A 21,192-nucleotide genomic window follows, 5' to 3' on the forward strand; every position below is an offset into this window, starting at 1 on the left:
AATAGCTTAAGCCTTTCGCATCATACCTGCTAACTTAAGATCCTCACTTTCTGGCAAAAAAGTGAGGTTCGCATTGGCTGGAATAAAAGTTATCTCACCAAAAAAGATGCGATTTTTTACAATGTAGAAATCTACTCTGCAGAATGAAAAATCTCCAGCCAACTTTCTCGCACAATCCAATAATTCAGACAGATTATCAGGCTTTTCCTCTGCCTTACCTTCACTATATTCTTTACGATAAACAGATAGTTTCTTCCAATCACAATCATAATAAGTATGCTCTTGATTAAAACCAGAACGCTCGCTTATAACTTGAATCATATGAGGTTTTCCGTTAAAGCAATATACTTTATAGTCAACCAGTTGAGAGCCACCTCCAGAATCAAGAAACTCTTCAGCTATAACCTTTCTCTCTATATTCTTATATTGTCTCTCTCTAGTAATCAAATAAAAATCCACATTCAGCCACTGACGAATTAGTTTTTTTATTTTTTTTTCAGAATGCTTACTTTTATCAGTCACAACCAAATTGTAGCCAGATGCATTATTTAGCTTAAGAACAAACTTATTTGGCAGTTCATCCAATTTAAAATCGTTTTCATCTGTGTAAAATGAAAGCAAGCCATTTAGGTATTTTTCACCAACAACATCTTTCACATACTCTCGGACTGAATATTTGTCCACATATTTTCTATAATCATCCATTTCTTTACTGAGTTTAAAAACATAAAGACTCTCAGAAAAACTTCTAGGGTTAGAGAGATTCAAAGGCTTCCTGTTCTTAATAAAATAAACTATACGACAATAACATTCATCACTAATGAAAGAAATAAGCAAAGATAAATGCCTTTTTAGCTTTGCTACCAATTCAACTTTATTAATCATTTACTGCTTAACATCCTTAAGGTTTAAACCCAAGCTGAGCAAGGAAATCAGAAAACTTCCTATACTGCCTAGTAGACAATGAAATTTGAAAAAAATAAATTATCGCTGTCTTCAGATTGAAGCCGCCATTAACTAACGCTTTAAAATACAAAGACAAACCTTTTAACTTATTGCCTCGTTGAGCATAACCTTTAGCGATTGAACGGCCCAACACAGCATGATAAGCCTTTCGCGTCATATGCTTCTTTGCTCGATTTAACCATTCCAAACGCTTAACAGGATCAATAGTGCTTGAGAGTCTGCTTTCATTCCATTGATCGTCCCAAATTGCAGAAGGCTTAGCCAACATTCTTAGCTGCCCACCATTCACAACTAGGCGCAAAGCAAAGTCGGCATCATCACCCCATCCAAGGTGTTCATCGTAAAGAACCGACTTTGCAAGACTAGCTGGTATAATTAATGTTATTGTTGGTACAAAGCCACGGTTCTTAAGCAGGTATTCAGAGACAGGTTCATTTTCCCTAATACCTCGTGTGGGCTTCAAAATATTCACACCACTTCCACGTTCAACAATGACCTGAGCGTAAGTGCAAACATCTTGGCCGCTATTTAAAACTGACAAAGCTTGTTGTAAATGGAAAGGTAAAAATACATCATCAGAATCCAAAAAAGCGATGTACTTTCCATTAGCAGCTTTGATCCCTGTATTTCTCGCTTTGCTGGCGCCACCATTAGTTTGCTTTATGTACCTTAAACGTGTCTCCTGTTTACAAAGATTCTCCATGAGTTGTTCCGTATCATCCTGAGAACCATCATCAACAACAATAATTTCGAAACATTGTTCAGTTTGCTGTAATACTGACTCTAACGCCCGAACAATGCAATGCGCACGATTATAGGCTGGGATAACAACACTGAATAAAGGTTGCTCGAACATCACGATTCCTTACACTCACCTTCATCAGCCAGATGCAAAAGGCGTTCAACTACTAGCTTGGGTTTCAGATTACGGTCAAATAACAATGGGTGATCCATACGCTCGGGAAGAGGCCAGTTATTCCGCCAACTTTCTGCATCAGAAATTCCCCAAAAAGTCACACGATTTACGCTAGCCCGATGGGCAAGCAGTACACAGAAAAGCTCTTGATAGCGGTCTGCAAGCTGAGCTTCTATATCAGTTGGCAAAGCACCGGAATAGGGATCCAATTCAGCCGCTCGTAAATTATTAATTTCAGCATCCTCTCCCCTTTCTTCCGGACCAGGAAAAGGCAATACAGATACATCCAGCTCGGAAATCATCACTTCAACGCCCAATGAAGCAAAGCGGCTAATAGCTTCGTCAAGAAGTTTTGCATCCGGGTAAGTCAAACTATAATGCCCTTGAATACCAACGGCATGAATAGGTATTCCTTTGCTTTTAAGTCTCTGAATAAGCCTGACTACAGCATCTTGCTTTGACTTATGCACTAGACCATAGTCGTTATAGTAGAGCTTAGCGTCAGGATCTGCTGCATGAGCAAATTCAAAAGCTCTCTCAATAAAATCCTCACCAATAATGTTCAGCCAAGGACTTTTACGAAAAGTGCCATCGTATCCAAATGCTTCATTTACTACATCCCAACCGTAAACTTTACCTTTATATCGTCCTACTACAGTAGAAATATGCTTTTCTAGTCTTGCTAACAACTTTGCTCTAGAAAGGTTGGAGTCATCTTCAGTAAACAGCCAGTCAGGATTCGCCTTGTGCCAGACCAACGTATGTCCAACAAGCTTTTTACCGTGTTCATGTCCCCAAGCAACGAATTGGTCAACCATTTCGAATTCATATTTACCTGGCTTTACTTCTAATTGAGACCACTTCATTGAAAACTCATGAGTCAACGAATTGAAGTGTTTTTTCACTATTGAACTCTTTTCGAATTCACTTAGGTCAGATGTAGAAACCGCAACGCCTATATCAAAGTACTCACGATACCGATCAGCTAGGCCTGTTTGAGCACAGCCTGTCGTAAAAAGTGAAAATACGGCCAAGAATAAAATTGATTTAACGTAAGAAAAAAAATCCATTTCAATACAACCCTCAAGTCATTAAGAACTTTCCAAGCTCTTACAGTCAGATTTCAAATATAGGCAAAAATATAAAATTAGCATCATGAACCACCGACCATCTGCAGAATTAAGAAGATCAGTTTCCAACATGTTATGCAAAGAGAAAAAGAAAAAAGATGAAAAGAAGATATAGATAAATGGATGAGAAGCCCCGCCACCGAAACTGACAGCCTTAAATATTGGCAGAACTATAAACACCAACAACACCAAGAGGAACCCTATGAATCCAAGAGAAATGAAAGCCTCAAGATATCCATTGTGGGAGTGTGTTAATGTGAATACCCAGTCCACCCAACCAAAGGCATATGTTGCAAGTAACATTTCGTCACCGACACTCCAAACCGATCCGTAGCCCACCCCTAGCCAAAAATGGTCACCTATTGCCCGAATAACCATATCCCAAATCGTTGCTCGGCCCGTAAAAGCTTCAGGATTATCCAAAACACCTATAAATGCATCAAGAATAGATTCTCTGAACAAGATAAGAAGTGAAATTAGTAAAATATAGAAGACAATTAGGGCAGCTGAAAACACTTTGTATTTCAACAGTCTCATCATCATGAGACCAAAGAGTAAGGAAGGTATTAATAATGCCAGACTCGTTTTAGATTTTGTAAAAGCCAGAAATATCAATGCAGAAATTGACAGTAATAGCCACATTTTTTTTCTACCTAAACTATACTGATAGAGAAACAACGATATAGCCACCACCAGTGCGGGCCCTGCATGATTTTTATGAATAAAAATTCCCTTCCAGTTTCCTTCTAATCCAGTATCGAAAAGCTCTGCCCCCATATGCACTGCACCAGGTAATACAGGGATGGAAATCAAACTAATAATAACAAGGGAGGCTAGCACAACTGTGAGACAGTCGATAACCTGCTTCAACGTTAAACAGCTAACTAGCATAAATATGGTACTAGCCGTGATTAATAATAAAAATACCCGCCGAACAGAGATAGAAGGATGATCAGCCCACGCTATCGACAATATGCACCAAACAACTAGCACTAAAAACCAAGCGATCTTTTTAAATTCATATACAGAGGACAATTTAATAAAACAAAAAAAAGAACTTGCCCACAAAGAAATAAATACCAGCTGCCTTAGAAAGTTCCCACCTCCGGTATCTCCCATTTCAATATCCAAACCACTGGACGTAGCAAAAGGTGATAAGCCTACAAAAGAAAAAACAAGCAAAAAACTCAATGTATAGCTAGCTAATCGATGCAAATCAAAGGCGGGAATTCTAATAAGCATTTTAAATATCAATTACCATGAATTTTTGAATAAACAGAGCGTTGCTTACCCTGAAAGGCACTTAACTTTCCAAATTGTCTATATAATTTCAACTTTGCCTTCATATGCTTATGAGGTTTTAGAATATAAAGCAACATGCTAGCTAAAGAGAGCATAATAGCTACAGCTAGTTTCAGTATTTCTTTTATCCAGGTAAACAGACTTGGCTTAGACTTTTGAATAATTCGAATATCTCCCGCACCTATTCGAAATGCTCTTTCAAGCGCCCATGCTTTAGTCATTCTTGATGCACCAAATAACTCATGGGACTGGGCTAAATGAGCAAATGCAAAGGTTGCTCCCTTGCGTTTCAGGCGAGTGAAATACTCTTTGTCTCCTCCTCCGACAACGGAGTAAAACGGGTCGAATCGCTCGTGTGGATAGTTGTCTACCACAGAGCGATGCAACAACACATTAGTGGTACCTTGGACAAGTTCGGTTGCTCCAGAGGAATGAGAGTCCGATTGGTAGTAGATATGCAATCCTTGCGCCCAATCAGGTCGCTCTCCTTCGAATTCAGGAGCCACACTCCCACCCACAATATCTGCGCCGGTCTGTTTTTGAACCTCTACCAATTGAGCAATCCACTGAGGCTCAACCCACTCGTCATCATCTATCATTGCCAGATAAGTACTTGAGAGAGTATCAAAAGCATACTGCATGAGCGCGTTCCGTACTTGTGATATACCCCTTTCATTTACGGCAATTGCATGCAACTCAAGTTTATATCCTTCTGCCTTGAGCTTCTCAGCCACGGCCAAACCTGCCCCATTATCACCTTCATTATCAGCGATTAAGACAATTGGATTAAAGTCAGCTTGCTGCAAAACAATCGAATCCAGCAGACGTTTCAGCCCCGCTGGACGTTTGAAGGTGGGTATACCTATTACGACTCGTAAAGAATCCATTTACGACTTAACTCCGCTATAAAGTGATAAAAGTAAGATAAAGGCGAAAACTTCCCCAATTAAAATACCAATCAAAGAGAATTCTGGGGGAAAATACTGAAGGATTAAAAATACAACGGGAATGGTAAGCAAAGAGGACTTAAGTGTCACCAGACTTAGTGCCTTAAACCTATCAGCCGCCTGTAAAAAGACACTGTAAGTACTACTAACAGATCGACTCCCACGAACTAAAGCAATAAACAAAGTCGCCCAGAGCAAGGCACTCAGTGTACTAGCATCTTTCCAATAAATGTCAGAAAAAAGAGTTAAGACAATCGCAGCAGCAATACAATTAATTATCCAAAAAACGATGTTAACGGCGCGGTATCTTACCAAAGACAGTTTGGCTTGAGACACCTCATTGTTAGCTAACATCCGTCTCAAGCGTGGTCTCTCAACCTGATTTAAACTGTTGAGCACCACCATGACAGGCCTAAATAACAAAGAAGCCGCTGCAATTGGCGCAAAAGCTGCTGGTCCAAAAAATAAAGTAACCATATAGGAGTGGGAATTCAGGGTCCCTTCTGTTGTCAACACGCCAAGCAATGCGTGCTTACCTTGCTTGTTCCAACCATTAGCGAACCCTCTCAGATCAGCACCAAATACCTGAATGCATTGCATACATAGGAATTCACGTCCCAACCAGAACAAAGACAAGCTTGCTGCAACTCCGGTTAGGCACCCAAAACTCAACAGACTGACGTTGTCGGATAAAAATAGATAACCGGCTAGAGTTAGACTGAGCAATGTATAGTTTGCGTCGGAGACCACTACCTTGGCATGCCGATGGCTATTATTGCAATACGCCCTCCCAAACCAACGCAATGTAGTAAAGAAAGCACTAATCCCATAAGTTAACGATAGCAGCCAGTTATTTTCAAACCCCCAGACAATCCCTGCCTGAATAACGGCGAAGATAAGACAGAGAAGTAGATTGGCCAGCATAAAACTTTGAAGTGTCCTGTTGCCTGAACGCTCTCTCTGACTTTTTGTATCTGCAAGCGCAATAAGGAGAGGGGAGCCCAACATTGCATTAGAAAAACCATTGGCCAACGCTTGCGTTATCAATAGAAATGCAAATAGTCCATACTCTTCAATGGCTCCTTTCTGCATCAAGCAAAGCGCCAACACCAGGCTGGACAAGGCCATCCCGGCAGAGCCACCAATGGCGGCCAGCGCTCGCTTAAAGGGTAATTTACTGGACATCGGCGGTAACTTGCCTCTTACCCTTTCCATGCTTAATCACGCAAAATATAGCGTGGGGATTGGTCAGCAGATAACGAACAAATAATTTACGCGGATCATTGGCCATTCTGAAAAGCCACTCAAGACCGGCATTTTGCATCCACATAGGGGCACGTGGATATTCTCCGGTAATGTAGTTGTAACAACCACCACAGGAAATAATCACCGGCACATTGAGTCTGTGTTTATTACGGATACAAAAAATCTGCTCTTTAGGCTTGCCTAATCCAACCCAAAGCACGTCTGGTTTAGCCTCATTGATAGCAGCACAAATAGCCTCTTCTTCAGCGTCGGTAAAATAACCATGCTGATGGCCAACCACATCAAAGTTAGCATAAGTCTTTGCCAGAATTTCCGCCGCCTTACTGACCGAGCTTTCTTTTCCGCCCAGCAAAAAGTGTTTTAGCTTAGGGCTGTAAAAATTAGGGATATCGTGGATCATATCCGTGGTAGCAGTGCGTTCTGGAACCGGATTTTTGTTAAACCAGCGGGAGAAGCTGACTACACTCTGACCATCGGCATGCACAAGGTCAGCCTTATCCATCTGCTCTCGTGCTTCTTTATCTGAGTTATAGATAGATATGGCATGGCCATTGTTACTAAAAATAACAAAAGGCTCTCTTTTCTCTGGCTCAGCCTGCGCATACTTTTCGCAAACATCCCCCACCAGCTTTGCTAGTGCATCCCTTCCCAAACAGGCGGTTTGAATACCACCCACATTAACTTTTTCAAACGCTGGCTTGTACATTCGCCAAACACTCCATTACTTATAAAAGGCTTTATACCAGTCAACGAAACGCTGCATCCCTTCCACTAAATCTGTCTTCGGTGCAAATCCAGTACATTGATTCAAGGCGGTCACATCGGCATAGGTTTGGTATACATCACCAGGCTGCATGGGCAGATAATTTTTATTGGCGGGCTTTCCACAGGCGCTTTCAATAGCACTAATAAAGGTTTCAAGTTCAACCGGCTGATTGTTACCTATGTTGTAAAGCGCATAATAGGGATTGTCAGCCAACTGCACAGGATAATCCGCGCTGCCCGGAATCTGTGCCTGAACCCGCACTATGCCTTCAACAATGTCGTCCACATAGGTGAAATCACGCTGCAGTTTGCCATGGTTGTATACATCAATGGTTTTACCCTCGAGTATCGCCTTAGTGAACTTAAACGGCGCCATATCCGGTCTGCCCCAAGGGCCATATACAGTAAAGAAACGCAGCCCTGTGGTAGGCAGTTGATACAGATGGCTATAGGTATGCGCCATTAATTCGTTGGCTTTTTTGGTTGCCGCATAAAGTGAGATGGGCGTATCAACCCTGTCACTTTCACTAAAGGGCACCTTCTGCTGGTTACCGTAAACCGAGCTGCTTGATGCATAGACCAAGTGCTCAACTTTATGGTGCCGGCAGCCTTCCAGAATATTCAAGGTACCAGTCAGGTTGCTGTCGGCATAGGCCATAGGGTTTTCCAGCGAGTAGCGCACTCCTGCCTGGGCTGCCAGATGAATCACCCGCTGGAACTGCTCTTTGGCAAAGAGCTCAGCCATCCCAATACGGTCTGCCAAGTCCAATTTAATAAAACGAAATTTAGGGTAGTTTGCCAACTGCACTAACCGCGCATCCTTTAACGTCGGGTCGTAGTAATCATTCAGGTTGTCTATACCCACAACCTCATGACCTTGCTCCAGCAAAGCTTTGGCAGTGAACATGCCAATAAAGCCAGCGGCTCCGGTTACCAGAAATTTCATTTTACTTGCCTTAATATTTTGAAGTTCAAACAGCAATGAGAATAAAGGGCCCTTTACAGGCCCTTGTTAACTCAGTAGTTAGCGACACTCGCGCCGCGCCCTATGGCGTAATAGGTAAAGCCCTTGCGGTTCATACGGCTAGGCTCAAACAGGTTGCGGCCATCAAAAATAACCGCTTCGCTAAGTTGCGATTTGATTAAGTCAAAATCCGGTGCCCTGAATTGTTGCCATTCAGTACAGATAATCAGTGCATCAGCCCCCTTAAGGGCCGCTTCTTTAGTACCTACCAGGCTTAGATCCTCACGTACACCGTAGATACGCTGAGTTTCTTCCATGGCTTCCGGGTCAAAAGCCTGCACTTTCGCACCTTGTTCCCAAAGGGCTTCAAGCAGCACCCGGCTTGGCGCTTCGCGCATATCGTCGGTATTAGGTTTGAAGCTTAGGCCCCACAAAGCAATAGTCTTGCCAGCCAACTGCCCGTTAAAGTGACGCTCAACCAAAGAAGGCAGCTTGCTCTTCTGACGATCATTCACCGCTTCTACCGCTTGCAAAATAGCGGGTTGGTAATCGTGCTGTTCAGAGGTACGAATCAAGGCTTGTACATCTTTAGGGAAGCAAGAACCACCGTAACCACAACCAGGATAAATAAAGTGGTAACCAATACGCGGGTCAGAGCCGATACCACGACGTACCGCTTCAATATCAGCGCCTAGGATTTCGGCCAGGTTAGCCATTTCATTCATAAAGCTGATTTTGGTGGCCAGCATGCAGTTGGCGGCATACTTGGTTAGCTCAGCAGAACGCACATCCATAAAAATCACTTTGTCGTGATTACGGTTGAACGGCGCATACAGTTCGCGCATCAAATCTTGCGGGCGCTCATCATAAGTCCCGATAATGATACGGTCAGGTCGCATGCAATCGTTAACTGCTGCCCCTTCTTTAAGAAACTCGGGGTTAGACACCACATCGAATTCAATGGCCGCACTGCGCTCAGCCAGAATATCAGCAATCTTCTGCTTCACCTTGTCAGCTGTGCCAACCGGCACGGTAGACTTATCAATAATAACTTTGGGACTTTCCATATGTTTGGCGATGGTCGAAGCAACCGCCAGTACATATTTAAGATCCGCAGAGCCATCTTCATCCGGCGGCGTACCCACGGCAATAAATTGCACTTCACCATGCTCTACCCCTTTGGCAGCATCAGTGGTGAAGTTTAAACGGCCGGCTTTATAATGGCTTTCAACTAAAGGAGTCAGCCCAGGCTCATAAATAGGGATAATCCCTTTTTTGAGGTTTTCGACTTTATTTTCATCAACGTCGACACACACCACATCGTGGCCCACTTCAGCCAACACTGCTGCTTGCACCAGGCCTACATAGCCGATACCAAATACTGTTACGCGCATTCTTTAACCTTACTCTAATGTATTCTCTGGGTTGTGATAGTTACTGCTTAGGTAATAAATGAGGAAACGCGCCGGTCTCCAGCTCTTTAAGCAGTCCTTCCATCACCGTACGAATCTGCGGGCCAAACCGCTCACTGTGTAGGGCATATTCCAAGTTGGCTTGCAGCAAGCCCATCTTGTTACCACAGTCGTGGCTTTTGCCCAGAATTTGATAGGCTTCAATTTTTTCCAGCAGCAATAGCTGATGTAAGGCATCGGTTAACTGAATCTCATCACCAGCACCTGGCGGGGTGAACTCTAGCAAATCCCACACAGCAGCAGACAGCACATAACGGCCGGTAATAGCTAAATTGCTGGGCGCATCGTCTAAATCAGGCTTTTCCACCATGTCTTTGATAAGAGCGTTCTCGCCAGCCTTAAGCTCAACGCCACTAATATCAACCACACCATATTGATTCACTAATTCATGCGCCACCGGCTCAACCATAATCTGGCTATGGCCTGTTTCACCAAAACGTTTAACCATGGCGGCCAGGTTGTCTTTTTTCAGATTACTACGATGCTTATCTACCATTACGTCAGGTAGAATCACAGCGAAAGGCTGTTCGCCAATTACCGAACGCGCGCACAGAATCGCATGGCCTAAGCCCAGGGCTTGCGGCTGACGTACAGAGATAATAGTGACGTTTTTAGGCACGATATTGCGAACTTCGTCCAGCAACTGTCTTTTTACCCGCTTCTCCAGCGTGGCTTCCAGCTCAAAACTGGTATCAAAGTGGTTCTCAATACTGTTCTTTGAAGAGTGCGTAACCAATACAATCTCAGTAATGCCTGCTGCCACAGCCTCTTGCACCACATACTGAATCATAGGTTTATCCACGACAGTCAGCATTTCCTTGGGAATGGCTTTGGTCGCGGGGAGCATACGCGTGCCCAACCCGGCCACAGGAATTACCGCTTTGGTAACCAACGACGGGGAAGTGTCAGTGTTCGAAGTTTTCAACATTTAAGCCATCCTCATCAATTAAACGCGGACAGCCTGAAAAAGGTAGGAAATACCAGAATCAAGTTAAGTCCGTTTTAACTTTTTTATAACAACCACAAGGGTTACATCCAAATTTTAGCGCGGCGGATAATAACACTTTTCATACGATATCTGCCACAGATGACGGCTATATGACGCCAATTTTTTGGATGAAAATTACAAATATTCAGATCAAAACCGGTAAACTTACTATTTTTCAGGGCTTTCCATAAAAATTAGCCGGCATCCGCCCTCGCTAACGGCATGGGAATTACATTTTTGTAGTCCACACTTCACTCATTAGAGACAGATACCCTCTTTCAACAAGCCCAGAATATCACCGGAAAACCCTAACCGTTAAGCTTTCTCAACCTTCAAATCTTCAGATTAAAAATAGAAATTATGCCGGGGCACAGCGTGCAGCAGTTAACCCCGGATTAAGATTAGGTTATGCTGACGCCAACTTAGCCTGGATGGCTGACAGGACGAGATGTACAGGTTTTCATCATTGCTGGACAATCAGAATAAACGCCTTTTTTTGGCTAGCCTGTTGGCCTGTCTGATGATTAGCGGTCTGGCTATAGCCGTACAAGAGCATTTCCCGTTTGATGACGACTTTTATGGCAAACTTCGTCAACGCTACGGTGAACGTGCCGAACGTCCCGTCAAAGCCTGGCAGAGTTTGATCGAAGAACAACAACAAAACGATATCATGGCGCAGCTAAATGCCAGCAATTACTTCGCCAATCGCCGCATACGCTATGCAACCGACAAAGAACATTGGCAACAAAATGATTATTGGGCAACCCCCATTGAAAGCCTGGTATCACAGCGAGGCGATTGTGAAGACTACGCCATATTGAAATATGCCACCTTGCGAGCCTTAGGTGTACCTGAAGAAAAACTGCGCTTGATGTATGTGCGTGCCTCCACCGTTAACGAGCCGCATATGGTGCTGATTTACTTTGAAACACCGCAGTCATTACCGCTGGTATTAGATAACTTAACCGATAAGATTTTGCCAGCGGATCAACGCCCGGATCTGCGTCCAGTTTATTCATTTAACGGCCAGGGACTCTGGTTAGCAAGAGCACAAGGGTTGGGTAAACCGGTCAAAAATAGCAGTGGCGTATCTAGCTGGACCAGGTTACTAGAGCGAATTGAACAAGGGGAATAAGTGATTGGTGTTAAGCACCAGCGCTGTATATTTGGAGAATAATAAGTGACAGAACAACACGGAGTAAATGTCAGCGGCGGCCTGTCGTTAAAGGCCCAGTTGTACGGTTTGCTGGTTACCCTGTTAGCCTTGGCCTTTGCCAGCGCCTTATACACCAGCATTGAAGGCGTGCGCGCTTATCAAGCGAAACAGTTAGCTTCACACGCTCAGGATGCGGCCCATAACCTGGGCTTAGCCATTTCACCTCATTTGGATGAGCCCGGCCTGGTGCTGGCTGAGACTATGGCCAGCGCGATATTTGATTCGGGTTACTATAAGCAAATACAGTTTACCGACGCCGAAGGAGCCGTCCGCTTTTCCCGCGTTCACGAAAACAGTGAGCTAAATGTACCTGGCTGGTTTCAAAGTTGGTTTCCTTTGTATGCCCCCCAAATGCAAAGCGAGGTAGCAAACGGGTGGATACCAGGCGGTACGCTGACGGTGCAATCTCATGTGGGCCAAGCCTACGAGGCATTATGGCAAAGTGCTAAGGGATTGGCACTGAATACACTTTGGCTGTTAGTTGCGGCCATGTTGATTGGTTATTTAATTCTAAGGGCGGTACTTAGCCCATTGTCAGCATTAAAAGGACAAGCGCTGGCAGTGATGCGAAAAGAGTTTCACCAGGTAAGACGCCGGCCTTTTACTTTAGAACTTCGAGCATTGGTTAATGCCTTTAATCAAATGGTCAGCAATACCGAACGCAGTTTTTCGGAGCAGGCAAATTACGCCAAACAACTGTCCGAACAGCTTTATGTTGATGGTTTGACCGGTTTACCCAACCGTCAGGCTTTATTGATGCAGTTTGAGCCACAACGGGAAGACGCCCTGTTACATAACGATAGTTTACAACTAGGTCTGATTCGGCTGCCGTCGTTGGCTGATGTCAATCAAACCGACGGTTATACTGGCGGTGATCAATACCTGCTTCGTTGTATAGATATCGTTCAGCAACACCTTACAGCGCTGTCAGACGTGCGCTTATACCGCTTATCTGGCTCTGAACTGGCAATCTTATGTCGGCTGGACAGCGACGATCTGCTGCAGCTAAACAAAAAACTAACTTCAGAGTTTGCTGCTCAGTCCACCGATATCTATCCGCAAGGCTTTGCTCAGGTCTACTTTACGCAAGTGAAAGACAAAGAACCTTTTGCCGATACCATCAGCCGCCTTGATACGTTGCACCTGACGCAGACAGACGTGACGGCTGAAACACGCCAAGATGGCACAACCGAAGGACACAGCCGCCAATACTGGCGCGGCGTACTAAAACAATATACGGCGGTTACTCAGACAGGCCTTCCCATAGAAACGGAAAGCCAATTTGAACATCTGAGCACCAGCCTGGCAAAACACTTTGAACTGATGCTCCAGCCCATATTGGGCAAAGATGGTGACATCATTTATTCGGAGTCGCTGGTGCGTTTTAACTGGCAGCAAGCGGGTTTATCCACCGCCGCCACCTTTTCCATGGCCGAACGTCTGAATCTGGGTCCGGCTTTAGAAAGAGCGGTATTGTGCTTTGTTCTGTCACAACTTCGCCACCATCCTGAACACCGCATCGGCATCAATCTGAGTAATGTCTTTGTCAACGATCGCATGCACCAACAATGGCTGCTGACCCTGCTAAAGACCCTAAAAGGTCAGCTACCTCCCTTGGTATTTGAAATTAAAGAAAGCGCGCTGATTAATCAGGAGTCCCGGATAAGGGATTTAATCCAGAACCTCAAGGAAGTGGGAGCGCTGGTCACTATTGAACACTTTGGTGCTCACCTGAGTAGTTTCCAGTCCATCGGCAATCTGGATATTGATTATGTAAAAATTGACGGCAGCTTTATTCGCAGCCTGAATCAGCACAACAATATCTTTTTTGTGCAGAGCCTGACTCAAATATGCCACGCCGTCGGTGTTAAGGTGCTGGCTTGCCATGTGGAAAGCGCCACAACAGCCAGACAATGCATGCAATTGCATATCGACGGCATTCAGGGACGCGGCTTTGCTGACACAACCTCCATCAACGAGTGTTTTAAAAATTTCATATACAGTGACACCCCAACTGGTTTAGAATTGCGCAATAAGTTTTTGTCGTAATCAATGAGGGACCATTATGAAAATCAAGCAATTGTCAATTTTCTTGGCCGCCGCACTGTCTGTTTCAGCTGTTCAGGCTCAGCAATCCTCGCTGAATCTGGAAGAGTTACAACAAGGCTATGCTCAGGCAGCTAACTAAGGTATCAGCTTCGTACAATATCTGCGTCAGCAAGTATTGACCGACAATCTGATTCAAACCAATGCCCAAGCCGCAGAACAAACTCTGACTTCGCTGCTGACTTTGTTGAGTGACAACCAGGATCAAGTTGCAGAATTACTGTCTTCTGTATCTTCTTCCAGCTTTTCCTCAGATCAAATTTTGGCCAGCGCAGTAGGCGCCGGTATTGACCCAACCTTGGTGGGTAATCTGATTGCCGATACCGCGACAGCGGCACCGGGTGCAGCCACAGGGCCAGCTCCGGCACCAGGTGTTCTGGGCCTTGGCGCAGGCACTGGTGGTGGTGGTACTACCGCATCCAACAACTAAGTTGGTGAGATTCAGTAAAAAGGGCCGACAGGCCCTTTTTTGTTAGTCTGTTAATCGGCATCAATCTATGAACAAAGCATCGTCAGGATTTTATGGTAGCACTCCCCTGATATGGTGGCTGGGGTTTATTCTGATTTGGGCTCCAATCCCTTTAGGTAGTAATCGTCCATGGGCCTGGGATTTACTGCATGCCTTGGTCGCACTGGGCGGCATCTGGCACCTGTTTCAGGCAGCCCGCAATAAAGCACCATTATTCCCCAAACCATGGCAATTGATGTTGCTGGCCGGGCCGGCATTAATCGCCGTTTATTTGCTGGCACAATCGACTTGCGTCATACCTGGCGTATGCTCGGTTGACGCTTACCAAACCAACATTATGTTGGAGAAAACCCTCTATCTGCTGCTGTTTACCTATCTGTTAAGCCAGCATTGTCGCACTCAACAGCAGCTCAAGATAATCCTTGCCTGCATTCTTATCTCCGGCGGCTTTCAGGCTATTTATGGCAGTCTTTTGCACCTGAGCGGACTTGACCTGTCACCGGTGTTTGGCATTCCCGAAGGTGAAAAAGCCAGAGGCAGTTTTGTTTATCAAAACCACTATGCTAACTATTTGGCTCTGACCCTGAGCATCGCCATTGGCTGGATGCTCAGCGAACTAAGCACCAGTAAACAAAAGGTCGCACTCGCAAAGTGGTTACGCAGCTTTGCTGAGCTGATACTTAGCCGCAAGCTGTTACTGCGCCTGGCCATTATTCTGATGGTGGTGGGCCTGGTACTAAGTCGCTCCAGAATGGGGAATGCGGGCTTCTTTACCGCGTTAGGTATAGTAGCTGTGCTGGCTTTGTTTATTTATCGTCGTCCGCCACCGCTGCTTAAATGGCTGGTACTAAGTATCTTTATTCTGGATATGCTGCTTATCGGTTCGATGTTTGGGGTTGAGAAAGTAAAACAACGTATGCAAGAGACCAGCTTTGTCAGTGAAGCACGTGACGAGGTGGTCTTACATAGTCTGCCACTGTTAGAAGACCAGGGACTAACAGGCACAGGAGGCGGAACCTTTTATACCGTATTCCCCCGCTATCAACAGCAATCTTACAGCGGCTTTTATGATCATGCCCACAATGATTACTTACAGTTTGCAATTGAATTAGGCTGGCCGGTTACCGCTTTGCTTGGCACCTGGCTGCTGCTGGCTTTATGGCAAGGTCTGTACGTGATGAATAAACGCAGAACTAAGCTCTATCAGGGAGTGGCATTTGGTTGTTGCATGGCCTGGGTACATATGATGATGCACAGCAGTGTGGATTTTAGCCTGCAGGCCCCCGCCAACAGCATGTTATTTATGACTATTCTGACGCTATTTTATCTTGTCAGGATGCTACCGGGCGAGCGCAAAGCCGGGCGAGATGTTTAAGGCGATCTTCAGCGAGGGGCGGCTTTCGATTGAACAGATAAGCACAAACAATGGCCTCGCGCTGATATTCCTTGACCAATTTGCGCATAGAAGCAAAAACTGGCCAGTGCGCTTCTGCAGCCCGCCCTGTTATCTTCAGTACCCAGGCTTTATCAGCCCCGGAGAAACTATCCCAATACGCTAAGCCAACAACAAGCTGCTGACGCAATACTTCAGGCATATGAGGCCCATAATGCTCAGCTTGTTTTAGCTGCAGCATGGCCTCTGACAGATTATTGTCAAAAAAGGCCAACACAAAACCATAGTCTGCATAAGCGTTAGGCCAGTCAGGTCGCAAAGCTATGGCTTGCCGATAAAGCGGATTTAGCGGCTCTGCACTGGTTTTCTCAAAGCCTAAATGCATTCCCCATTCAAGTACCTTGGCTAAGGTAAGCATATAATGGGCTGACGCGGAGCTGCTATCCAGCGCTTGTCTGGCGGCTTGCAAGGCATCCTGATAATCCGTCTCGCTCGGCAACTGACCTTTTTGCCATTTTTCCAAGGCATCGTTTGCCACGTAGTATTGGATATTGCCCTGAGCAGAGCGATACAGTGATGGCAACTGCCAAACCAGTAAAACTAACAACAAGGCGGCTAACAGCCTACCCAGCAGCGTTTTCAGTTGAACAGGCTTTGACATATACTGCCCGGTGTCGTGATTAAGAGTTCTTCGGCACGACGTTGCCCTACCAGCTCGCAGGCCTTGTCGAACGATTGCCGCATGCGTGGTGGGCGACGTTTCACCGAATGGGTATCAGACGCGATAATGTCAAATAAGCCTTCTTTTAACCAACGTTCACCAAGTGCTCTCGCTGTTTCCCCCATCTCTCCAACTAAAGCAGCAGCTGTAAGTTGAAATAAGCAGCCTGCCTGTTTGAAGGGACGAATAAGCTCGGGGTTAGCCTGTAAATCGCGATTTCGCTCTGGATGCGCAATCATCGGCCTGATGGACTGACGGCACAGCCATTTAATTAACCGATCGGCACCCGGCGGAATATGGCTGTGAGGGAACTCTAATAACAACACACGATGGCCGTCCAGCTCCCCCAGGAACAACAAATCATTCTTCTCTACGGCAGGTAATAGCTCTGCACAGACTCGTGCTTCACAGGCACTGCGTAACTCAACGGCAATATTCTCGGCATCACAGAGAGATTGCAAATGACCAAGTCCGGCCAGAATCTTGATTCTGTCATTATCAAAGCGGCCGGGGTACCAATGGGGAGTACACACGATACGGCTAACACCCTGCTCTGCCGCCATACGCAACAATGCCAGTGATTCTTGCGAATCACTGGCACCATCATCAATCCCGGGGATTAAATGGGCATGAAGATCAATCATGCCTTCTCTGCAGGTTGTTCATAGGCTTGATAATATCCGTATTCGGCGCTGCCACCATAGTAGCTGGTCTGCTTCTCAGTGGCTAATTGGTTGACGACTACACCGTACACTCTGGCATGGGCCTGATGCAGTTTAGCCAACACATGCTGAACCACAGGGCTTCTAGTGCTGTCGGCTTTCACAACCAGCACAACAGCATCGGCCTTAGGAGCAATCACCAGCGCATCACTGACAGCCTGCACAGGCGGCGTATCGACAATAATCTTGTCATAGTGCTCAGACAATGTTGCCAGCAATGCACGCAATTTATCACCCGACAACAATTCCAATGGATTTAGTGGCACCGCACCGGCTGGCATCACATCTATGCCCCGCACATCCTTAATAATGCAGTCTTCCAGCTGTTCCGTCCCACCCAAACAATCAGCCAAACCAGGTTGATAGGGCGGTAACTCCAGGCGATTTGCCACAGTTGGCTTACGCATATCGGCGTCAATCAACAGCACACGCTCTAAGCTCGAAAACGCAAAAGCCAGATTCAAAGAAGCAGTAGACTTTCCTTCTTCCGGTAAAGACGAAGTTACCTCAATTACTTTTAAGGGTTTATCCAACGCCATCAGCGACAAGCTAGTACGTATACTACGAACGGCTTCACTGTATAACTTATTTTGCTCATCAAAGAAGGCAAAGGTTTTATCTTTCTGCTCAAGCCGCTTCTTCAGCTTGGGAATATAGCCCAGTGCACGATGACGCAACAAGGTTTCAACATCCTTGGGCGATTTCACCGTATCATTAAGGGCATCAAACACCAGCGCCACGACCATTCCAAGCCCAATACTGGCAACAAAGGCCAGTAACACTATCAGCTTACGCTTAGGCTTAACCGCTTCGGTAGGCATAGTGGCGAAATCAGTAAAGCGCGCAACAGGTGAATTAAAATCACCGGCGACCTCGGTCTCTTTCTGGCGGCCAAGGAAGCTATCAAACAGCGTACGGTTAGTCTCAACTTCACGTTGCAAGCGACGGTACTCAGTTTCTACTGAACTCAGGCCAGAAAACACTGAGCGAGCTTCTTTTAACTGAGATTCTAAAGCCACTAGGTTCTGGTCCGCCGACTCCAATTCTTTTTCAATACCGTTGACCAGCTCTTGAATTTGTCGACGCAAGTTATCATGTACCGTTTGCAGCTCAGCATGCGCGGCAATCATCTTCGGATGCTTAGGCCCATAAACTTGCTGCAGCTCAGAGACTTTACGTTCTACCGAAATTAGTTCCCGACGCACATTCTGAATTGATGGATGCGAGGTAACCTCCGGCAGGCTTTGCAGACGCTGGTAATTATTCTTATAACGCTCCAGTAATTGCCACAAGCCTTCAGCCTGGGCTTTACGCGAACGTGCCGTAGTAATATCGTCGGTGAGCTGCTGTAGCTCTCGAGCATCCAGACTGGTGATACCGGCCACATCTACGAGATTATTAGCTTCCCGGAAACTCTCTAAACGCTTTTCAGAGTCTTCCAGGCGCTGACGAAGCTCTTCTAAGCGTCCACCCAGCCAGGTATTAGCTTTCTGAGTAATCCCCATTCTGGCATCTAGCTGGCTTTCGATATAAGCCTGTCCCAGTGCATTAGCAACATCACGGGCCAGCTTAGGGTCTTCAGACTCAAAGCTAATTTGTACCAACTGGGTGCGGCGGATTGGATTGACACTAATGCGATCAATAAAGCGGTTTAGGGTTTTGGTTAACTTACGGGCTTCTGCTGCTTCGGGGTCTAAAGACTTTTCACTGGGCAAAAAGGGCAAGGCTGATTTAAGCATCTTCACTAAGTCGTTGGTTAGTGAAGTTTTACCTTGGAATTCTGGGTGCTCAAGGATATTAAACTGATGAAACACCCGCTCAGCTACCGCACGGGATTTAATGATCTCAAACTGCGTCAGGTAGTATTCCTGCTGCATAGAGTTAAACCCATAGACTTCCTCAATTTTGATAGCCTGGGCTTGCTGCGCTTCAATCAGCAAGGTTGAGGTGGCCCGATACACTTTGGGCATACTGAATACCGCAAGACCGGCTATCAGCGTGACCATAAGTGCCATCAACAAAATACGCCACTTGGCATTCATAATTACCAGGAAAGTTTTTCTCAGGTCTATTACCTGTTCTTTGCTTCCCTGTTCCTGCATATTTACTGAGTCCATTGGCGTCATGACTAGAAAAATCTCTGTTGTATGGTGATGGTATCACCAGCAAACACACGGCTATTTAACGTGCCGGTTTCCTGCTGCAGTTTATTACCTTCTCTGGACAGGTTTACCCCTTCCTTGGATGCACGCTCAGTTAAGCCACCGGCTAATGCCACGGCCTGATTAACCGTCATTCCTGGTTGATAAGGATAAGCACCCGGCTTTTTAACCTCACCATGAATGTAAAATGGCCGATAAGTCACAATCCCTACGTAAACGTTGGGGTTAATCAGATAGTCGCCCTTTAAACCGTCATGAATTAACACTTCCACTTCTTTAAGGGTTAAGCCACTTAAACGCAGCGCCCCCAGAAATGGGTAGTTGATAATGCCACTGTCGGTAAGTTGGGTACTAAGATCCAACTCTTCCTCGCCATACACTTTGATTTCAATGCTATCACCCGGTCCCAAACGATAGTTCTCGCCACTTTGGGCGAGAACAAGGCTTGAAAACAATAGCGATGCCAGAATATACAGAATTCGCATGCTAACCCTTAAAGATTGATACCCACGCCTACATAAAAGACGGTTTTATCAAATTCAAAACGCGCATCGGTGGAGGTACGATCAGAGATCTCCAACCCACCCTCTAGTTTCCAAAGGTAGCTGATACGATAACTGGCTTTGGCCTCATAACGCCAGTATTTATCTTTTTGATCATAGCCTTGGTAATCAGAGCGTACGTGGCCGGCTACCAGATTGGTCTGCAGATCTTCACTCCAATCATGTTTCCAGCCCAAACCGTGTGCACTTTCTTTAATCACATCACCACGCAGGTCAGGATCCCGTGCTTTGCGACCAGTTTCCAGGGTAACCGTAGAGTAAGACAGAGGCTGCCAATTCACCGCGGCCTGCCAGGAGATACCGCTAAAATCTTCACGGCCAGAGTAATCAAAACGTTTATTCTGATAACCGATGCGGAATTCACCGCTGGTTAGTGCCGTAGCTTGCCAGTCCATACCCACCAAGTAACGGGTATCAATGTTGTCACGATTTCCACCAACGGGATCAATCTTATCGTAACGAATATCATCGCGAGTGACCTGAGCAACCAAACTAGTAAAAGCACCAGTATCATAATAGAAAGCCGCAGACGCGTTGGTCTTATCGTACTCACGGTACTGCGTTATGCTTTCCAGGTTGTGGTAATCCTTTTTGATAAAACCACCACCCAAACGAATGCGGGCTGGCGTGGTACGTGCACCGTACTCGAAATAGCCGTTAAGCTGTAGGGTACGATGCTCGGTGGGTTCTGCCTGTGTCGCCCCACCTGCATCAAAAATTCCGGTACCACGTTGATCGTGACCGTCAGCAAAAGACGCCTCAACAAATACACGATGAGAATCGCTGAATTCCCATTTCGCATCAGCGCCGGCGTAAGCGTCCAGATAGTTATCAATACTGCTGGAGAAATACTGCCCTTTGCTCACACCCGCTTGCAAGTTGTATTCGTTAACACCATCTAGCAAACGCGCTGCAATAGTGGGCGAGTAAACAGCAATAGTGCTGCTTTCTTCGTCAACGTTGGTATTAGCTATGTTGTCGTCATGTTTAAGCTTAACGTCAAAGCCAGGCATAATATCAAAGCCGCTTTCCGTCTGAATAACGTAGCCGGCTTGTTCCTGGGCAATAACGGCACTGCTTAAAGTCGCAGCAACCAATAAGCTCAAATAAGTAGGTTTGTTCAT

The 21,192-nt window shown here is 45.6% G+C and carries 20 protein-coding genes; 5 read left to right on the top strand and 15 right to left on the bottom strand.

Annotated features, from left to right (window positions below):
- Positions 1-6 precede the first annotated feature (6 nt).
- From IEX02_RS02390 to galU, 10 genes are all read right to left on the bottom strand, one after another.
- Positions 7-885, bottom strand: coding sequence for an ATP-grasp fold amidoligase family protein (locus IEX02_RS02390; RefSeq protein WP_188689751.1), 879 nt, complete (start codon positions 883-885; stop codon positions 7-9).
- Between the two features lie 16 nt (positions 886-901).
- Complete coding sequence (locus IEX02_RS02395) at positions 902-1,822, bottom strand: glycosyltransferase family 2 protein (protein WP_188689754.1); 921 nt, start codon at positions 1,820-1,822, stop codon at positions 902-904.
- A complete protein-coding gene (locus IEX02_RS02400; RefSeq protein WP_188689757.1) occupies positions 1,822-2,952 on the bottom strand; it encodes an endo-1,4-beta-xylanase in 1,131 nt (376 codons plus the stop codon). Before IEX02_RS02400 ends, IEX02_RS02395 begins: the two co-directional genes overlap by 1 nt.
- Before the next feature lie 21 nt (positions 2,953-2,973).
- Positions 2,974-4,254, bottom strand: coding sequence for an O-antigen ligase family protein (locus IEX02_RS02405; protein WP_188689760.1), 1,281 nt, complete (start codon positions 4,252-4,254; stop codon positions 2,974-2,976).
- Between the two features lie 8 nt (positions 4,255-4,262).
- Complete coding sequence (locus IEX02_RS02410) at positions 4,263-5,201, bottom strand: glycosyltransferase family 2 protein (RefSeq protein ID WP_188689763.1); 939 nt, start codon at positions 5,199-5,201, stop codon at positions 4,263-4,265.
- Positions 5,202-6,446, bottom strand: a complete 1,245-nt coding sequence (locus IEX02_RS02415; RefSeq protein ID WP_188689767.1) for a polysaccharide biosynthesis protein — start codon at positions 6,444-6,446, stop codon at positions 5,202-5,204.
- Positions 6,436-7,233, bottom strand: coding sequence for a WecB/TagA/CpsF family glycosyltransferase (locus IEX02_RS02420; protein WP_188689772.1), 798 nt, complete (start codon positions 7,231-7,233; stop codon positions 6,436-6,438). The genes IEX02_RS02415 and IEX02_RS02420 overlap by 11 nt, the downstream gene beginning before the upstream one ends.
- Positions 7,234-7,248: 15 nt before the next feature.
- Positions 7,249-8,238, bottom strand: a complete 990-nt coding sequence (locus IEX02_RS02425; RefSeq protein ID WP_188689775.1) for an NAD-dependent epimerase — start codon at positions 8,236-8,238, stop codon at positions 7,249-7,251.
- A 71-nt stretch (positions 8,239-8,309) separates the two neighbouring features.
- The gene (locus tag IEX02_RS02430) at positions 8,310-9,650 is read right to left on the bottom strand and encodes a UDP-glucose dehydrogenase family protein (RefSeq protein ID WP_188689778.1); all 1,341 of its coding nucleotides are present in this window, start codon (positions 9,648-9,650) and stop codon (positions 8,310-8,312) included.
- Between the two features lie 40 nt (positions 9,651-9,690).
- Positions 9,691-10,656, bottom strand: coding sequence for a UTP--glucose-1-phosphate uridylyltransferase GalU (galU, locus tag IEX02_RS02435; protein ID WP_188689780.1), 966 nt, complete (start codon positions 10,654-10,656; stop codon positions 9,691-9,693).
- A gap of 508 nt (positions 10,657-11,164) precedes the next feature.
- On the opposite strand from galU, the gene IEX02_RS02440 reads away from it, so the two are divergent.
- The 5 genes from IEX02_RS02440 to IEX02_RS02455 all read left to right on the top strand — a co-directional run bounded on the left by IEX02_RS02440 (position 11,165) and on the right by IEX02_RS02455 (position 15,882).
- Positions 11,165-11,851 carry a transglutaminase-like cysteine peptidase gene (locus IEX02_RS02440; RefSeq protein WP_229701998.1) on the top strand — a complete coding sequence of 229 codons (687 nt, stop codon included), beginning with the start codon at positions 11,165-11,167 and terminating at the stop codon, positions 11,849-11,851.
- Positions 11,852-11,896: 45 nt separating this feature from the next.
- On the top strand, positions 11,897-13,981 hold the full coding sequence (locus IEX02_RS02445; RefSeq protein ID WP_188689783.1) for an EAL domain-containing protein: 2,085 nt from the start codon (positions 11,897-11,899) through the stop codon (positions 13,979-13,981).
- Positions 13,982-13,997: 16 nt separating this feature from the next.
- Complete coding sequence (locus IEX02_RS20445) at positions 13,998-14,120, top strand: hypothetical protein (protein ID WP_268237374.1); 123 nt, start codon at positions 13,998-14,000, stop codon at positions 14,118-14,120.
- A gap of 36 nt (positions 14,121-14,156) precedes the next feature.
- Positions 14,157-14,468 carry a hypothetical protein gene (locus IEX02_RS02450; protein ID WP_188689786.1) on the top strand — a complete coding sequence of 104 codons (312 nt, stop codon included), beginning with the start codon at positions 14,157-14,159 and terminating at the stop codon, positions 14,466-14,468.
- Positions 14,469-14,535: 67 nt separating this feature from the next.
- Positions 14,536-15,882 (top strand): O-antigen ligase family protein, encoded by a 1,347-nt coding sequence (locus IEX02_RS02455; RefSeq protein WP_188689789.1) that lies wholly within the window; start codon positions 14,536-14,538, stop codon positions 15,880-15,882.
- Here IEX02_RS02455 and IEX02_RS02460 read toward each other — a convergent pair.
- Genes IEX02_RS02460 through IEX02_RS02480 form a run of 5 tightly spaced genes read right to left on the bottom strand, consistent with a single transcriptional unit; the run spans position 15,839 to position 21,192 of the window.
- Positions 15,839-16,561 carry a hypothetical protein gene (locus IEX02_RS02460; protein WP_188689791.1) on the bottom strand — a complete coding sequence of 241 codons (723 nt, stop codon included), beginning with the start codon at positions 16,559-16,561 and terminating at the stop codon, positions 15,839-15,841. The two genes, IEX02_RS02455 and IEX02_RS02460, sit on opposite strands and share 44 nt — an antisense overlap.
- Positions 16,540-17,265, bottom strand: coding sequence for a tyrosine-protein phosphatase (locus IEX02_RS02465; protein ID WP_188689793.1), 726 nt, complete (start codon positions 17,263-17,265; stop codon positions 16,540-16,542). The genes IEX02_RS02460 and IEX02_RS02465 overlap by 22 nt, the downstream gene beginning before the upstream one ends.
- On the bottom strand, positions 17,262-19,445 hold the full coding sequence (locus IEX02_RS02470) for a GumC family protein (protein WP_188689796.1): 2,184 nt from the start codon (positions 19,443-19,445) through the stop codon (positions 17,262-17,264). Before IEX02_RS02470 ends, IEX02_RS02465 begins: the two co-directional genes overlap by 4 nt.
- 26 nt (positions 19,446-19,471) lie before the next feature.
- Positions 19,472-19,990 (bottom strand): polysaccharide biosynthesis/export family protein, encoded by a 519-nt coding sequence (locus IEX02_RS02475; protein ID WP_188689800.1) that lies wholly within the window; start codon positions 19,988-19,990, stop codon positions 19,472-19,474.
- A gap of 8 nt (positions 19,991-19,998) precedes the next feature.
- Positions 19,999-21,192 carry an outer membrane beta-barrel protein gene (locus tag IEX02_RS02480; RefSeq protein ID WP_188689802.1) on the bottom strand — a complete coding sequence of 398 codons (1,194 nt, stop codon included), beginning with the start codon at positions 21,190-21,192 and terminating at the stop codon, positions 19,999-20,001.

Origin of the sequence: Bowmanella pacifica, from assembly GCF_014645355.1 — a bacterium.
Taxonomy (GTDB): Bacteria; Pseudomonadota; Gammaproteobacteria; order Enterobacterales; family Alteromonadaceae; genus Bowmanella; species Bowmanella pacifica.

Bases quoted from the DNA above. Each gene is read 5' to 3' on its own strand.
- IEX02_RS02425 (WP_188689775.1), bottom strand. From the start codon at position 8,238: ATGAAATTTCTGGTAACCGGAGCCGCTGGCTTTATTGGCATGTTCACT.
- IEX02_RS02460 (WP_188689791.1), bottom strand. From the start codon at position 16,561: ATGTCAAAGCCTGTTCAACTGAAAACGCTGCTGGGTAGGCTGTTAGCC.
- IEX02_RS02465 (WP_188689793.1), bottom strand. From the start codon at position 17,265: ATGATTGATCTTCATGCCCATTTAATCCCCGGGATTGATGATGGTGCC.
- IEX02_RS02475 (WP_188689800.1), bottom strand. From the start codon at position 19,990: ATGCGAATTCTGTATATTCTGGCATCGCTATTGTTTTCAAGCCTTGTT.
- IEX02_RS02410 (WP_188689763.1), bottom strand. From the start codon at position 5,201: ATGGATTCTTTACGAGTCGTAATAGGTATACCCACCTTCAAACGTCCA.
- IEX02_RS20445 (WP_268237374.1), top strand. From the start codon at position 13,998: ATGAAAATCAAGCAATTGTCAATTTTCTTGGCCGCCGCACTGTCTGTT.
- IEX02_RS02470 (WP_188689796.1), bottom strand. From the start codon at position 19,445: ATGCAGGAACAGGGAAGCAAAGAACAGGTAATAGACCTGAGAAAAACT.
- IEX02_RS02420 (WP_188689772.1), bottom strand. From the start codon at position 7,233: ATGTACAAGCCAGCGTTTGAAAAAGTTAATGTGGGTGGTATTCAAACC.
- IEX02_RS02395 (WP_188689754.1), bottom strand. From the start codon at position 1,822: ATGTTCGAGCAACCTTTATTCAGTGTTGTTATCCCAGCCTATAATCGT.
- IEX02_RS02390 (WP_188689751.1), bottom strand. From the start codon at position 885: ATGATTAATAAAGTTGAATTGGTAGCAAAGCTAAAAAGGCATTTATCT.
- IEX02_RS02480 (WP_188689802.1), bottom strand. From the start codon at position 21,192: ATGAACAAACCTACTTATTTGAGCTTATTGGTTGCTGCGACTTTAAGC.
- IEX02_RS02455 (WP_188689789.1), top strand. From the start codon at position 14,536: ATGAACAAAGCATCGTCAGGATTTTATGGTAGCACTCCCCTGATATGG.
- IEX02_RS02440 (WP_229701998.1), top strand. From the start codon at position 11,165: ATGTACAGGTTTTCATCATTGCTGGACAATCAGAATAAACGCCTTTTT.
- IEX02_RS02400 (WP_188689757.1), bottom strand. From the start codon at position 2,952: ATGGATTTTTTTTCTTACGTTAAATCAATTTTATTCTTGGCCGTATTT.
- IEX02_RS02430 (WP_188689778.1), bottom strand. From the start codon at position 9,650: ATGCGCGTAACAGTATTTGGTATCGGCTATGTAGGCCTGGTGCAAGCA.
- IEX02_RS02415 (WP_188689767.1), bottom strand. From the start codon at position 6,446: ATGTCCAGTAAATTACCCTTTAAGCGAGCGCTGGCCGCCATTGGTGGC.
- IEX02_RS02405 (WP_188689760.1), bottom strand. From the start codon at position 4,254: ATGCTTATTAGAATTCCCGCCTTTGATTTGCATCGATTAGCTAGCTAT.
- galU (WP_188689780.1), bottom strand. From the start codon at position 10,656: ATGTTGAAAACTTCGAACACTGACACTTCCCCGTCGTTGGTTACCAAA.